This is a genomic window from Brevibacterium pigmentatum (genome assembly GCF_011617465.1).
Lineage (GTDB): Bacteria > Actinomycetota > Actinomycetes > Actinomycetales > Brevibacteriaceae > Brevibacterium > Brevibacterium pigmentatum.
The window spans coordinates 985,742-1,000,500 of the sequence record NZ_CP050153.1; the positions used below are offsets into that span (position 1 = coordinate 985,742).

The following is a 14,759-nucleotide window of genomic DNA, read 5'->3' on the forward strand; positions in this document are numbered from 1 at the left end:
CACACTGATGACTCAGTGTCACTGACATCTACCGGAAGGCCATTGCTATGCGTGCCGCCGTCTATGACGCCTACACCGAGAACTTCGACGACATCACGGTCCGGGAGCTGCCCGACCCGAAGGTGCCGCCGGCCTCAGTGCTCATCGAAGTCAGAGCCGCAGGGGTCAACCCGGTGGATTGGAAGCTCGTCGGCGGTCACCTCGACCCGGTCATGCCCACACAGTTTCCCGTCACCCCGGGATGGGATGTCGCCGGAGTCGTCGTCGGTCTCGGATTCGACACCCCGGAATTCTCCATCGGGGACGAAGTCGTCGCCTATGCCCGTAAGGACGTGCTGGGCGGAGGAACCTTCGCAGAGAAGGTTGCGGTCCCGGTCCATGCGGTGGCTCCGAAGCCGAAGAGCCTCAGCTGGGAACAGGCCGGCGGTCTGCCGCTGGCCGGCGGCACCGCTCTGCGCACCCTCGAGTCCCTCGGTGACCTGGAAGGCAGGACCGTGCTCATCCACGGAGCATCCGGGGGAGTGGGCAGCTTCGCCGTGCAGATCGCCCGAGCCGCCGGAGCACGCGTCATCGGCACCGCCTCTGAAGCCAACCACGAGTACCTGCGTGGGCTCGGCGCCGAACCCGTGACCTACGGCAACGGTCTGGTCGAGCGCGTCCTCGAGGTCGCCGACGGCAAGGTCGACGGGGTCGCGGACTTCGTCGGGGGAGTCCTCGACGACACCCTGGCCGTGCTCGCCGAGGGCGGGGCGCACGCCTCGGTGGCCGATCCCAGCGTCGCCGAACACGGCGGACGCTATATCTGGGTGCGGCCCGACGGGTCCGAGACCGCCCGGCTCGGCCTCCTCGTCGACGAAGGCAAGCTGACCGTCGAGGTTGCCGGAACCTTTGGTCTCGACGAAGTGCCCGAGGCGTTCAAGGACAGCGCCGCTGGCCACGTGCGCGGCAAACTCGTCGTCGTCCCCTGACCGACGCAGCGACCGTCCTCTGTGATCGAGATATCGCCGAGGCGGGGCTCAGCTGATCCAATCAGGTTCAGTCGAGCCCCAGCGCCGCGGCTGCGGCGGCGCGCAATTCGACCCCGACCACCTCGGCGCTGGAGCGGCGAGCCTGGTGCGGGGTCGAATTCATCATCCCGAACGTCGCGTGCACGCGCACCGTGGCCGTCTCCAGCGTCCACGCCGGATGCGCGGCTTCGACGACCTCTGCCCACCGGCTGACATAGGCGCGCTGCAGACGGCGCACGGCCCGCCGCGATTCGTTCGGCAGTGCATCGAGGTCGCGGTCCTGGATGCGGATGAGCTCGGGCTCGCTCATGGCGAAGTCGACGTGGAAGTCGATGAGACGACGCAGGGTCCGGGCCGCCTCGGCGGGGGAGATCCCCGAGGTGGTGTCCCAGCTGGCGGAGACGATCTCCTCGCCCCCGGACTGCAGATAGGCGGAGATGCCGACGAGCAGCTCTTCGAGCACGGCCTCCTTCGACGAGAAGTGCCGATAGACCGCCGGTGCCGAGATTCCCGCACCCTTGCCCAGGTCGTCGAGGCGCACCCCGTGGAAGCCGTGACGGGCATAGAGCGTCTTCGCGACCGCGAGCAGCTGCTTGCGTCGGGCCGCCTTCGCCGCTGCCCGCGCCGTCGGTCTGGCCGTGTCCGGACTCGACATGCGGCCTCCTTCCCTCAGCCTCATCTCCACCGCTACGGAAGTCGTCGGTGGGGTCGAACTCGTGCGTTGTCAGTTCTGCTTGTGACCAGTATCATAGCAGTCAGTTAAGAGTTATTAACTGAAATGAGGATGGAATGAGAGCAGTGGGAACTGCGGTCAGTCCGGCGACGGGGCAGGTCAACTCCGAGGCCCACGCCGAACTCATCGCTGAACTCCGGGAGCGCATCGCGGCAACGGCCCGCGGCGGTTCCGAGAAGTCGAGACAGCGCCATATCGATCGCGGAAAGCTGCTGCCCCGTGACCGTGTCGAACATCTCCTCGACCCCGGCACTCCCTTCCTCGAGCTCTCTCCGCTGGCCGCCAACGGCATGTACGACGACGCCAGCCCGGGAGCCGGAATCATCACCGGCATCGGTCGGGTCGCCGGACGCGAATGCGTGATCGTGGCCAACGACGCCACCGTCAAGGGCGGCACCTACTACCCGGTGACGGTGAAGAAGCACCTGCGCGCTCAGGAAGTCGCCAAAGAGAACGACCTCCCGTGCATCTACCTCGTCGACTCCGGTGGGGCGAACCTGCCGAACCAGGACGACGTGTTCCCCGACCGAGAGCACTTCGGCCGCATCTTCTACAACCAGGCCACACTCTCGGCGGCCGGCATCCCACAGCTGGCCGCAGTCATGGGCTCCTGCACCGCCGGCGGCGCCTACGTCCCGGCCATGGCCGATGAATCGATCATCGTCTCCGAGCAGGGGACGATCTTCCTCGGCGGCCCGCCCCTGGTCAAAGCCGCCACGGGTGAGGAAGTCACCGCCGAAGAGCTCGGCGGCGGAGCGCTGCACTCCCGCGTCTCCGGCGTCACCGACCACCTCGCAGCCAATGACCCCCACGCGCTGGAGATCATGCGCGACATCGTCTCCACCCTCGGGCCGAAGGGTAATGCGAACTGGGACGTCATCGAACCCCGCCTGCCCGCGCACTCCCCGGACGAACTGACCTCCGTGGTGCCCGTGGACTCACGCACACCGTATGACGTCCGCGAAGTCATCGCCCGCCTCGTCGACGGATCCGAGTTCCACGAGTTCAAAGCCGAATACGGCACGAGCCTCGTCACCGGATTCGCTCACCTCGACGGACACCCCGTCGGCATCATCGCCAACAACGGCATCCTCTTCGGCGAATCCGCGCAGAAGGGCGCCCACTTCATCGAACTCTGCGACCAGCGCAGCGTGCCTTTGGTGTTCCTGCAGAACATCTCCGGCTTCATGGTCGGCCGCGACTACGAAGCCGGCGGCATCGCCAAGCACGGAGCGAAGATGGTCAACGCCGTCGCCACCGCCCGCGTGCCCAAGTTCACCGTCGTCATCGGCGGTTCCTTCGGTGCCGGAAACTACTCGATGTGCGGCCGCGCGTACTCCCCGCGGTTCCTGTGGATGTGGCCCAATGCCCGCATCTCCGTGATGGGCGGCGAACAGGCCGCCAGCGTGCTCTCCACCGTCAGGCGCGACCAGCTCGAGGCGCGCGGAGAAGAATGGAGCACGGAGGACGAAGACACCTTCAAACAGCCCATCCGCGACCAGTACGAAGCCCAGGGCAACCCGTATTACTCGACGGCACGTCTGTGGGATGACGGAATCATCGAACCCGGTGACACCCGCCAGGTGCTGGCCATGGCCCTCGAACTCGCCCGCTTCGGACCGATGGAACGCCCGCTGAATGCCAGCGGTTACGGCGTCTTCAGAATGTGAGCCCCTCCATGACGACATCCACTATGTTCACAACCGTCCTCATCGCCAACCGCGGCGAGATCGCCCTGCGCGTCATCCGCACCTGCCGCCGTCTCGGCATCCGCACCGTCGCCGTCTACTCCGATGCCGACGCCCACGCCGCCCACGTCAAAGCCGCGGACACAGCGGTCCACCTGGGTCCGGCCGCCGCCTCCGAGTCCTACCTGCGCATCGACAAGGTCATCGCCGCTGCTCAGGCCACGGGAGCCGAAGCCATCCACCCCGGCTACGGGTTCCTGTCGGAGAACGCCGAGTTCTCCGCCGCCTGCGCCGATGCCGGAATCGTATTCCTCGGCCCCGGAGCCGACGCGATCCGGACGATGGGTGACAAGATCACCGCGAAGCAGGCGGTGTCCTCGCGCGGTGTGCCTCTCGTTCCCGGTACGAAGGACGCCGCGATGAGCGACGAGGCCCTCATCGCTGCCTCGGACGACATCGGCTTCCCCGTGCTCATCAAGCCCTCCGCCGGCGGCGGAGGCAAGGGCATGCACGCGGTCTTCGAACCCGAGAAGCTGGCGGAGTCGCTGAAGACCGCCCGCCGTGAAGCCGCGAGCTCCTTCGGCGACGACACCCTGTTCCTCGAACGCCTCGTCGCCACCCCGCGCCATATCGAAGTCCAGATCATGGCCGATGCGCACGGCAACGTCATCCACCTCGGCGAACGCGAATGCTCCCTGCAGCGTCGCCATCAGAAGGTCATCGAGGAGGCCCCGTCCGCACTCCTCGACGAGGCGACCCGAGCACGGATCGGTCAGGCCGCCTGCGAGACCGCGAAGTCCGTCGGCTACGTCGGCGCCGGAACCGTCGAGTTCATCGTCGGCGCCGACCGCCCTGACGAGTTCTTCTTCATGGAGATGAACACCCGTCTGCAGGTCGAACATCCCGTCACCGAGGAGGTCACCGGGGTCGATCTCGTCGAACTCCAGCTGCTCGTCGGCACCGGTGCACCGCTGCCGCTGACCCAGGACGACACCACGTTGACGGGGCACTCCATCGAGGCCCGCATCTACGCCGAGGATCCCTCGCGCGGATTCCTGCCCACCGGCGGTCGTGCCCTCGACGTCGTCTTCCCGCAGGGGGAGGGCATTCGCGTCGACGCCGGACTCGAAGCCGGGCAGACCATCGCCTCGGACTACGACCCGATGATCGCGAAGCTCATCGTCCGCGCCGATGACCGTGCCCAGGCCATCGCCCGCCTCGATTCGGCGCTCGCCGCCTCTGCGGTGCCGGGAATCGTGACGAACATCGACTTCCTGCGCACCCTCATGAGCCTGCCCGAGGTCGTCGCGGGTGACCTCGACACCTCACTCATCGACAACCTCAGCGAGGAGCAGCTGGCGCACCCCGCCGGTGAGCTCCACGCGCAGCTGGCGGCGGCAGCCGTCACGGTCACCGGGGGAGCGGCAGGCACGACCCTGACCGGGCCGGTCACGGCCGCCGAGCTCTCAGCGAATCGGCCGACCGCCTCGGTGTGGGCCGGACCGAGCGCCTGGCGCATCTCGCGTCCGGACTTCCGTCCCACGGTCACCCTGGCCGGCGGCGGGCAGAGCAGCGAGGTCGACGTCCGTGCAGGAGCCGTCGACGTCGATGCCGACGGTCTGTGGCACGTCACGCTCGACGGGATCCAGCACACCGCCCGGATCTTCTCCGACGCCCGTGACCGCAGCATCTGGGTGAGCACCGACTCCGGAATCCACGTCTTCCCCCGACCGTTGGCGGACTCGTCGCTGACGCCGGGACTCGAGGGCGCTGAGGTGCTTGCACCGATGCCCGGATCCGTCGTCGACATCAAGGTCGAGACCGGGGACTCAGTGGAACAGGGCGATCCGATCGTCGTCGTCGAGGCGATGAAGATGGAACACGTGCTCACCGCACCCGCCGCCGGAATCGTCAACGTCGTCGCCGTCGCAGGCGCCCAGGTCGCACTCGACGAGGTGCTCGCCACCGTCGTCGACGAAGCCGCAGCCGAGGCCACCGAATAGTCACCAGCCACTCACACCACAACCACGCCACAACCACGCCACAAGCGGGGAGGAAACAATGGAAACCTTTGTTCCGGGCACGCTGCCCGAAGAATACGAAGACCTGCGCCAGGGCGTCGCGAAGTTCGCCGACGAAGAGGTCGCACCTGTCTCGGCCGAACTCGACGCCAAGCACGAGTTCCCCTACGACCTCGTTGCGAAGATGGGCGAGATGGGACTCTTCGGCCTGCCCTTCGACGAAGAGTACGGCGGCATGGGCGGCGACTACTTCGCCCTGTGCCTGGCCATCGAAGAACTCGGCCGGGTCAACCAGTCCCTGGCGATCACGCTCGAGGCCGGGGTCTCGCTCGGAGCGATGCCGATCTACCGCTTCGGCACCGAAGAGCAGAAGAAGGAATGGCTGCCGAAGCTCACCGACGCCTCGGGCCTGGCCGCCTTCGGCCTGACCGAACCCGAGGCCGGATCGGATGCCGGCGGCACCCGGACCAAGGCCACGCTGGCGGGCGGGACTTGGACGATCAACGGCAGCAAGTGCTTCATCACGAACTCCGGCACCGACATCACCCGCCTGGTCACCGCCACCGCCGTGACCGGAACCCGAACGTCGAAGTCGGGCCGCGAAGTGCCTGAGATCTCGACGATCATGATCCCGACCGGCACCCCCGGCTTCACCGCCGAACCGGCCTATGACAAGGTCGGCTGGAACTCCTCGGACACGCACCCGCTCACCTTCGACAACGTGCAGGTGCCCGAAGAGAACCTCCTCGGCGAACGCGGCCGCGGATACGCGAACTTCCTGCGCATCCTCGACGAGGGCCGCATCGCCGTCGGCGCCCTGTCCGTCGGTGCCGCCCAGGGCTGTGTCGACGAATCCGTGAAGTACGCGAAGGAGCGCCAGGCCTTCGGCAAGCCGATCGCCGACTTCCAGGGCATCTCCTTCAAGATCGCCCGTATGGAGGCCCGCGTCGTCGCCGCCCGGTCGGCGTACTACCTCGCGGCCTCGCGGATGCTCGCCGGACTGCCGTTCAAGAAGGAAGCCGCCATCGCGAAGATGATCGCCGGCGAAGCGGCCATGGACAACGCGCGCGACGCCACCCAGATCCACGGCGGCTACGGCTTCATGAACGAATACCTCGTCGCCCGCCACTACCGCGACTCGAAGATCCTCGAAGTCGGCGAAGGCACCACCGAGGTCCAGCTCATGCTCATCGCCCGCGAACTCGGACTCTGAGCTCAGTTCACATCCTGACTTGAGTGTGGGTGCCGACCTTCCGTCGGTCACCCATGCCGACATCGCCCGCCGAGGCGGCGCCGCACATCAGTACGGACGTGCAGGGCCGCCTCGGCGGGCGATATTCTGGTCCGATATCACCGAGGTGAGACGGCGACCGAAGGGAAGTGGGAGCAGATGGATCTCAGCATGGTGGCATCGGTGGCGACGACGACCTGGATCGTCATCGAATACATCGTGAAGATCATCGCGGTCGGTGTGGTGCCGGAGAACCGTCGCCCGTCATCGTCATCGGCGTGGCTGCTGCTCATCCTGTTCGTGCCGATCATCGGCATTCCCGCATTCCTCATGCTCGGCAGCCCCTATATCAATCAGCGCCGCGCACGGATCCAGGCTGAAGCGAACGAACTCCTGCACGAAGGCGCCGATGATCTGCCGGATGTGCCTCCATCGCTGGACGCCGCGCCGGAATTCGTCTCCGTCGCCCAGTTGGGGCGGGCGCTGACCGCGCTGCCGATGGTCACCGGCGACAGCCACGGGGTGATCTCGGACTACGAAGCCTCGATCGAGCGCATGGCCGAACTCGTCGATGAGGCCCACGAGTACGTCCACGTCGAGATCTACATCATGGCCTGGGACAAGACGACCGACGTGTTCTTCCGGGCACTCGAACGGGCCTCGGCGCGCGGTGTGGAAGTCCGCGTACTCTTCGACCACATCGGGTCGAGGAAGTATCCGGGATTCCATCGGCTGGGCAAGCGCCTCAACGCCGCGGGAATCGAATGGCACCTGATGCTGCCGTTCATTCCGTGGCGGGGCAAGGCCCGGCGCATCGATCTGCGCAACCACCGCAAGCTGCTCGTCATCGACGGCAAACAGGCGATGATGGGTTCGCAGAACATGATCGACTCGAGCTACCTCAACAGGAAGAACTCGCAGATCGGCCGGAACTGGCACGACATCATGGTCGAGCTCTCCGGGCCCATCGTCGCAGCGATCGAAGCGGCGTTCTCCACCGACTGGTACTCCGAATCGGGGCAGGCGCTGGGCATCCGCCCCTACGAACGGGACGGCAACGAACCCGAAGTCGGCGGAGCGACGAGCGCCATGCAGCTGATTCCCTCCGGCCCCGGATTCACGACTTCGCCGAACCTCAAGGTCTTCACCTCGATGATGTATCTGGCGCAGAAGCGTCTGGCCATCGTCAGCCCCTACTTCGTGCCCGACGAATCGCTGCTGGCCGCAGTGGAGACCGCGGCCCGGCGCGGAGTCGACGTGGAGCTCTACGTCAGCGAGCAGGCCGACCAATACATGGTCGACCGGGCCCAATCGTCGTACTACCGGTCGCTGCTCGAAGCGGGGGTGCGGATCTTCCTGTATCCGAAACCCGCTGTGCTCCACACGAAGTGCTTCATCGTCGACGACATCTACGCCGTGATGGGCTCATCGAACATGGACATGCGCTCCTTCGGCCTCAACTACGAGATCAGCTTGCTGACCACCGGCGGGGACTTGGTCGATGACATCGTCGACGTCGTCGCCGGCTACCAGGACGTCAGCCGCGAACTCACCCTGGAGGAATGGGAGAAGCGGCCGTGGTCCCGCCGGTATATGGAGTCCGTCATGCGCCTGACCTCTTCGCTCCAGTAGCCGGGCAGCTGGGGCCGCGTGTGCGGCGGGTGCGGGTTCTGCGGTGAGGGGCAGGCGCTCGCATTGCGGCGCGGGCGGTGCAGCGCGGGGCGCTCGAGGCGCCTGACTCGTAGCGAGACCTCCTCTCGCCCCGATGCTCTCCGATGTACGGGCTGTTGAAGCGCTCGGGTGCAGTGTACTGACACATCGAGAAACGGGCTGAGTGTCGAGAAACGGGTTGCGGCAAGGCTGCTTCACCGAGAAACGGGCTCAACGTCGAGAAACGCGTGGGCACCCCCGTGTCTCGACGCTCAGCCCGTCTTTCGCTGGTTCGCGGTCTCGATAGCTCGCTTGATCGCGGCGAAAATACGGGGCCTGAAGAGGTCTCCGAAGCTCAGGTTGAAGACGGTGAAGCCTGCATTGAGCAGATCCATATTGCGCTGATGGCTCGTTTTGGACGCTTCATCGGGACCGTCAGGGCTGAGGTAGAACTTGCCGACACCATGGACTTCCACTGCGACGGCTGCACACTTGTGCCGAAAGTCATTTCGGCCGATGAATCTGCCTGACTCTGTGACGGTCTCGACCTGCGGGACCATCCCAGTGATTCCGAACCGGTGGAATTTCACCGCACATACCGCCTCGGCAGGGGATTCATATTCAGCACTCGAGAGCTCGACAGCCAATAGGGCTCTTCTGCGTCCCCGCTTCCCTTTCACCAGCCGCTCTGTGATGTCCGACCGGTCGACCTGTCCCGCACGGAGCGCTTGAGAGATGAGCGGCACGGAAACCTCGAGCGAACGGTCAAGGGCAACATCGGCCAAGGTCCTTGGCAGAGTAGTGACCGGATAAGCGAACTCGGATGAGATCTCTTCCGGTGGAAGTCTTCGCGAGTACATCAGCACGTCATCGTAGTTGCGGGTAGGGGAGTCCCTGGAGATTTCGACTTTCGACGATTCGATCAAGGCCGGGTCGAGACGGTGGATGAGCGCAGCCGATACATGAGAGAACACATCTCCCGGCCGAAGAGAATCGAGGCGGCATGCGATCTGGACCCGCAGTTCCTCGGCTTCGTCTCGCAGATCTCCGAAAACAGTCGGGAACGAAGTGTCGTGATCCGTAGAAAGACCGCGGATGGGTCCGTGATGGTCATCGTCACAGGCCCTGCGGATCACGAAGTGGCCCTTCCTGACTCTGCGCAGGCAGCATCGTTCCGCTTCGGCCATCTGTTTGCGGGTCATACCGAGTTCACGGAGCTGCCGCGTCGTCAGCACTTGGAACATTCATCAAGCATGAACCAAATGCGCAATAAATGCAATGAAAAAAGATCAAATGGCATCAAACCGCATATTCAGCATTGGGTGATCGGGTTCCGGGGAGTCTGGCGTGGGTGCTCTCCTGTGCTGGGGCGGCCGCGGGCCGCGGAGCGATCGCTGAGGCAGCTTCATCGAGAAACGGGCTGAGTGTCGAAAAACGCGTGGGCACACCCGTGTCTCGACACTCAGCCCGTTTCTCGGTTGAGGGAGGTTGCGCGCACCCGTGTTTCGACACTCAGCCCGTTTTTCGGCGAATCGACGTGTGCCTCAACCCGTGTGTCGCCAGGTGGAGGCTGCAGGCGCCAGCCTCTCGCCGCTGGGAGGCTGTCTGTCCGGCGCCGCAGGTGCGGGGCCGCCTCAGGCGGAGCCGGTGGTGTCAGGGCCGAGTTCTCCGCGATTCTCCAGCGGTACATCGAGCAGCTCGTGGACTCCGTTGACGATCTCGTTGGGTCGGAACGGGAAGCGGCGGACATCCTCGGCGGTGGAGATTCCCGACAGCACGAGGACCGTGTGCATGCCCGCTTCCATCCCGGCGATGATGTCGGTGTCCATGCGATCGCCGATCATCGCTGTGCTCATCGAATGCGCGCCGATCTGATTCAGGGCCGAGCGGAACATCATCGGGTTCGGCTTGCCCACGACGTAGGGCTCGCGGTTCGTCGCCTTCGTGATGAGTGCGGCGATGGCGCCGGTGGCCGGCAGGACGCCCTCGGGGCTGGGGCCGGTGGCGTCCGGGTTCGTGACGATGAAGCGGGAGCCGGCATCGATGAGGCGGATCGCCTTCGTGATCGCCTCGAACGAATAGGAGTGGGTCTCGCCGACGACGACGAAGTCCGGGTCGTGTTCGGTCATGACGAACCCGGCCTCGTGGATCGCCGTGGTCAGTCCCGCCTCGCCGACGACATAGGCCGTGCCGTGCTCGACCTGATTGGACAGGAAATCCGCGGTGGCCATCGCCGAGGTCCAGATGTTCGACTCGGGGACGTCGAGTCCGTTCGAGCGCAGCCGGGCGGAGAGGTCACGCGCGGTGTAGATGGAGTTGTTCGTCAGCACCAGGTAGGGGATGTCAGCCTGACGCCACTGGGCGAGCAGCTCCGCGGCACCCGGCAGCGGATTGTTCTCCTTGACCAGGACGCCGTCCATATCGGTCAGCCAGCAGTCGATCGAATCGCGATCCATGTCTCTCCTCGAGCTCGGGGTGGGCCGAAGCGGCTGCTTCCAGCCTAGTCGGGTTGGGCGCAAGTGTGCTGAGAAGTCCGATCCGATGATGCGCGCCCCTTGATGGGACGTCAGAGAAGTGTATTGTAGTAATCACTTAATTAAAGGGATGCTTAAATGAGTATGGATCTCGTCTTCGCAGCGCTGGCCGACCCGACTCGTCGGGCGATCATCGATCGGCTGCGCTCGGGAGACAAAAGCGCAGGTGAGCTTGCGGAGCCGTTGCCGATCAGCCGGTCCGCGGTCTCCCAGCACCTCAAGGTGCTCGAGACTGCAGGCCTCATCACGCGGTCGAAATCCGCACAGCAGCGCATCGTCGCACTCAACGCCGACGCACTCACCGAGGCGACCGTCTGGCTGCAGTCGGCCCACGATGAATGGCAGCAGCGCTTCGACAACCTCGATCGCATCCTCGCCGAGGAGGTGCCCACCGACCCTGCAACGACCGATCCGCCGACCGCGGAGTGAACCGCGGACCTGACATCGACAAAACGACGAAGCGAATCACGCAGACATCATGAACGACTTAAGCATCATGCACGACTCAAGGAGGAGAACAGCGATGAACGCCGAGAACACAGACAACACAATCAACACAGACCGCACAGCCACCGACTCGAACAGCGCGCAGGCGGAGGAGCCCGGCTTCACCATCGTCCGCGAATTCGCCGCACCGCGCGCCCGCGTCTGGGAAGCATGGACGAATCCGGACGTGATGGCCCGCTGGTTCCACCCCGAAACGCTGGTGACCCCACGCGAATCCGTCTCCGTCGACCTGCGCGTCGGAGGCGAGTACACCTATACGATGCGCATCCCCGACACGGGACAGGAGTTCCCGACCGCCGGGAAGTACCTCCGCATCGACGAACCCGACCGCCTCGATTTCACGTGGGGGAGTCCCGGCGAGGTCGACGAGGCCCGCGCGTGAGCATTGAACTCGATGAGCTCGACGCCGGCCGCACTCGCATGACCTTCACGCTGACCGGCCTGCCGGGCGACTCGGGTTCGGACGAGAGCGTGTACGACGGATGGTCATCGGCTTTCAGCGAACTCGATACCGAGCTGAGCGCCTGACCGGTGCACAGCCGATCAGGCGGCCATCTCACTAAGAGCAGGCAAATGCCCTCTGCTCTCACAGCGGTGGACCACCTCAGGCATCGCCGAGGTGGTCCACCGCCGCCAGCGATTGCAGGGTCCGATTGCCGAACAGATTGTCCTCGACCAGTTCTGTGATGCACCCTGATCGTGCCGCGAACGTCGCCCGGCCCATCGCCTCGAGAGGCAGCTCGAGCCACCGACCGATGACGAACGTGTGGGCGAAGCCGTGCGTGACGACCACCTGGTGCGAGGTCTGCTGTGCGAGGATCTCGTCGACGGCGGTGTAGATCCGAGCCCCGGCCTCACGCCGCGTCTCCGCCCCGTCGATGCCTTCGACATGATCGAGCCGCGCCGCATGGTCGAAGGCATCATCCGGCACGGGCGGGAAGACGAACCGCTCGTCCAGCCAGGACTGCTCCCGCCCTTCCGCGACTCCGTACGACTTCTCGCGCAGGCCCGGGCGGTCGACCACTCGACTGTCGAGCCGATCGGCGATGATCGCGGCGGTTGTGCGGGCCCTCCGGAGATCGGAGGTGAACACCTGCACCGAGGCGGCCGCCGGGACCCGTGACCGCAGCGCGGCGGCGATGCGATCGGCTTGGAATTCACCACGGGCGGTGAGTTCGGAATCGTGCCACCCTCCGACCCGCGACTCGAGGTGATGTCGTGACTCGGGATGGGTGACGACGAAGAGCGTTCGTGTGATGGCCATGATGGGCTCGATCCTACCGACCCCCGGGTCGCAGGGCTCCGGTGAATGGCGATAAACTCAAATCACGACGAGTGAGGAGCGTTACATGAGTGACAAGGTCATTGCACAACGAGGTCTGTGGCTGGACGAGATGGAAGTCGGCGCCACCTATAAGCACGCACCGGGCCGCACCATCACCGAGGCGGACAACACCCTGTTCACGGCCGTGTCCATGAATACCCAGGCCCTGCACCTCGATGCCGCATGGTCGGCCACCGAACCCTTCGGCGAGCGTCTCGTGAACTCGATGTTCACCCTCGCCACCCTCATCGGCCTGTCCGTATCCCAACTCACCCAGGGCACGACGGTCGGAAACCTCGGCTTCTCCGAGGTCAGCTTCCCGGCCCCGATGTTCCACGGTGACACCCTCTACGCGGAGACGACGATCCTCGACAAGCGCAATTCGAAGTCGCGTCCCGGCCAGGGCATCGTCACCTTCGAACACCGCGGCTACAACCAGGACGGCAAGCTCGTCGCGAAGGCCGTGCGCCAGGCGATGATGTTCGACTCCAGCCACGAATCCGCAGCTGCGAAGTCCGCCGCGGATGCCGCCGACCAGACCGAAACCGGAGAGTGAGCACCCCCATGGCACTCGAGTTCAAACCCGCCTGGCTCTTCGTCCCCGGCGACCGCCCCGACCGATACACGAAAGCTGCCGAACGCTCGGATATCGTCATCCTCGACCTCGAGGACGCCGTCAACGAGGCCGACAAAGCCGCCGCGCGGGAGTCCATCGTCGACTTCCCCCTCGACCCCAGCCGCACGGTCGTGCGGGTGAACTCCCACGATTCGGGCCACCTCGGCGAGGACCTCAAGATGCTCGCACGCACCGACTACACGGCCGTGATGCTGCCGAAGGCAGAACTCGCAGCGGATCTGTCGATCCTCTCCGGCTTCCAGGTCATCGCGCTCATCGAAACCGCGCTCGGCGCCGTCAACGTCGCCGAGATCGCCGCCGCCCCGAACGTCTACGCGCTGATGTGGGGATCCGAGGACCTCATCGCCGACCTCGGCGGAGGCTCTTCACGCAAGGATGACGGCGGCTACCGGGACGTGGCCAAGCATGTGCGCAGCCAGACCCTGCTCGCCGCCCGGGCCCACCGCAAGTTCGCCCTCGACTCGATCTGGGCGGACATTCCGAACCTCGAGGGCCTCGCCGCCGAAGCCGAGGACGCCGTGCAGTCGGGCTTCTCCGGTAAGGTCTCCATCCACCCCAACCACGTGCCCGTCGTCCGCGACGCCTTCCGTCCCAGCGACGAACAGCTGACATGGGCGCAGTCCGTTCTCGACCTGGCGAAGACGGAGAAAGGCGCATTCTCCTTCGAAGGCAAGATGATCGACGCCCCGCTGCTCAAGCACGCCGAACTCATCGTCGCCCGCGCGAGCTGAGGAAATCGTTCCGTGCACGCAGCCGATGCGCTGATCGCCGACCAGATCCGGGCCGTCCTCACCGCCGCCGAGGCGGGAGATGGGACCGTTCCCATCGTCGAGGCCGGTGACCCCGTCCTGCGCACCGACACCCGCCCCTTCGACGGGCAGGTCGACGATGCCGAGCTTGAGAAGCTCGCCGAGGTGATGCGAGCAACCATGCTCGCAGCCCCCGGAGTGGGCCTCGCCGCCCCGCAAGTGGGCATTGCCTTGTCGATGTTCGTCGCCGAGGATCCCGGCGCCCGCGATCCCGAAGTCGCGAAGGTCCGGCAACGGGAGCCGATGCCGCTGCGAGTCGTCCTCAACGCGGGATACGAACGCGCCGGCGCAGACGACGTCGCCTTCTATGAAGGATGCCTGTCGATCCCCGGCTACCAGGCCGTCGTCGCCCGTCCCCGCGACATCGCGCTGACGGGCATCGACCTGCAGGGCGACCCCATCGCCGAGGAGGTCTCCGGCTGGTCGGCGCGCATCGTCGCCCACGAGACCGACCACCTGTCCGGGATCCTCTTCCTCGACAGAGCCGAGATGCGATCCCTGGCGACGAACGAATCCGTGGCGAAGTTCTGGCACCAGCCCTCGACGCAGAAGGCCGCCGCCGAACTCGGCTTCTCCTTGCCTTCGGGCATGGTGATGTGAACCTCCGCCGCGGTCGCC

Annotated in this window: 15 protein-coding genes; 11 read left to right on the plus strand and 4 right to left on the minus strand. The window is 65.5% G+C overall.

Going from position 1 to position 14,759, the window contains the following annotated elements:
* The first annotated feature begins 47 nt into the window (after positions 1–47).
* Positions 48–968: an NADP-dependent oxidoreductase gene (locus GUY30_RS04320; protein ID WP_167194383.1), complete on the plus strand. Its 921-nt coding sequence runs from the start codon at positions 48–50 to the stop codon at positions 966–968.
* A gap of 67 nt (positions 969–1,035) precedes the next feature.
* On the opposite strand, the gene GUY30_RS04325 is transcribed toward GUY30_RS04320, so the two are convergent.
* Complete coding sequence (locus GUY30_RS04325) at positions 1,036–1,662, minus strand: TetR/AcrR family transcriptional regulator (protein WP_167194385.1); 627 nt, start codon at positions 1,660–1,662, stop codon at positions 1,036–1,038.
* A 134-nt stretch (positions 1,663–1,796) separates the two neighbouring features.
* On the opposite strand from GUY30_RS04325, the gene GUY30_RS04330 reads away from it, so the two are divergent.
* The 4 genes from GUY30_RS04330 to cls all read left to right on the plus strand — a co-directional run bounded on the left by GUY30_RS04330 (position 1,797) and on the right by cls (position 8,312).
* A complete protein-coding gene (locus GUY30_RS04330; RefSeq protein ID WP_167194387.1) occupies positions 1,797–3,410 on the plus strand; it encodes a carboxyl transferase domain-containing protein in 1,614 nt (537 codons plus the stop codon).
* A 23-nt stretch (positions 3,411–3,433) separates the two neighbouring features.
* Complete coding sequence (locus tag GUY30_RS04335; RefSeq protein ID WP_167200687.1) at positions 3,434–5,431, plus strand: acetyl/propionyl/methylcrotonyl-CoA carboxylase subunit alpha; 1,998 nt, start codon at positions 3,434–3,436, stop codon at positions 5,429–5,431.
* A gap of 58 nt (positions 5,432–5,489) precedes the next feature.
* The gene (locus tag GUY30_RS04340; RefSeq protein WP_167194389.1) at positions 5,490–6,662 is read left to right on the plus strand and encodes an acyl-CoA dehydrogenase family protein; all 1,173 of its coding nucleotides are present in this window, start codon (positions 5,490–5,492) and stop codon (positions 6,660–6,662) included.
* Between the two features lie 177 nt (positions 6,663–6,839).
* Complete coding sequence (cls, locus tag GUY30_RS04345) at positions 6,840–8,312, plus strand: cardiolipin synthase (RefSeq protein ID WP_167194391.1); 1,473 nt, start codon at positions 6,840–6,842, stop codon at positions 8,310–8,312.
* Positions 8,313–8,602: 290 nt separating this feature from the next.
* On the opposite strand, the gene GUY30_RS04350 is transcribed toward cls, so the two are convergent.
* Positions 8,603–9,574 (minus strand): hypothetical protein, encoded by a 972-nt coding sequence (locus GUY30_RS04350; protein WP_167194393.1) that lies wholly within the window; start codon positions 9,572–9,574, stop codon positions 8,603–8,605.
* 390 nt (positions 9,575–9,964) lie between these two features.
* Complete coding sequence (locus GUY30_RS04355) at positions 9,965–10,786, minus strand: HAD-IIA family hydrolase (protein WP_167194395.1); 822 nt, start codon at positions 10,784–10,786, stop codon at positions 9,965–9,967.
* A 156-nt stretch (positions 10,787–10,942) separates the two neighbouring features.
* On the opposite strand from GUY30_RS04355, the gene GUY30_RS04360 reads away from it, so the two are divergent.
* From GUY30_RS04360 to GUY30_RS17890, 3 genes are all read left to right on the plus strand, one after another.
* On the plus strand, positions 10,943–11,293 hold the full coding sequence (locus GUY30_RS04360) for an ArsR/SmtB family transcription factor (protein ID WP_167194397.1): 351 nt from the start codon (positions 10,943–10,945) through the stop codon (positions 11,291–11,293).
* 94 nt (positions 11,294–11,387) lie between these two features.
* Entirely contained in the window at positions 11,388–11,753 is a 366-nt protein-coding gene (locus GUY30_RS04365; protein ID WP_228281674.1) for an SRPBCC family protein, read from the plus strand.
* The gene (locus GUY30_RS17890) at positions 11,750–11,899 is read left to right on the plus strand and encodes an SRPBCC domain-containing protein (protein ID WP_228281675.1); all 150 of its coding nucleotides are present in this window, start codon (positions 11,750–11,752) and stop codon (positions 11,897–11,899) included. Before GUY30_RS04365 ends, GUY30_RS17890 begins: the two co-directional genes overlap by 4 nt.
* A gap of 76 nt (positions 11,900–11,975) precedes the next feature.
* On the opposite strand, the gene GUY30_RS04370 is transcribed toward GUY30_RS17890, so the two are convergent.
* Positions 11,976–12,635 carry a histidine phosphatase family protein gene (locus GUY30_RS04370; protein WP_167194399.1) on the minus strand — a complete coding sequence of 220 codons (660 nt, stop codon included), beginning with the start codon at positions 12,633–12,635 and terminating at the stop codon, positions 11,976–11,978.
* 85 nt (positions 12,636–12,720) lie between these two features.
* Between GUY30_RS04370 and GUY30_RS04375 the strand changes: the two genes are divergently transcribed.
* Genes GUY30_RS04375 through GUY30_RS04385 form a run of 3 tightly spaced genes read left to right on the plus strand, consistent with a single transcriptional unit; the run spans position 12,721 to position 14,741 of the window.
* Positions 12,721–13,251, plus strand: a complete 531-nt coding sequence (locus GUY30_RS04375; protein ID WP_167194401.1) for a MaoC family dehydratase — start codon at positions 12,721–12,723, stop codon at positions 13,249–13,251.
* An 8-nt stretch (positions 13,252–13,259) separates the two neighbouring features.
* The gene (locus GUY30_RS04380) at positions 13,260–14,063 is read left to right on the plus strand and encodes an HpcH/HpaI aldolase/citrate lyase family protein (protein ID WP_167194403.1); all 804 of its coding nucleotides are present in this window, start codon (positions 13,260–13,262) and stop codon (positions 14,061–14,063) included.
* Between the two features lie 12 nt (positions 14,064–14,075).
* Complete coding sequence (locus GUY30_RS04385) at positions 14,076–14,741, plus strand: peptide deformylase (RefSeq protein WP_167194404.1); 666 nt, start codon at positions 14,076–14,078, stop codon at positions 14,739–14,741.
* The last annotated feature ends 18 nt before the right edge of the window (positions 14,742–14,759 follow it).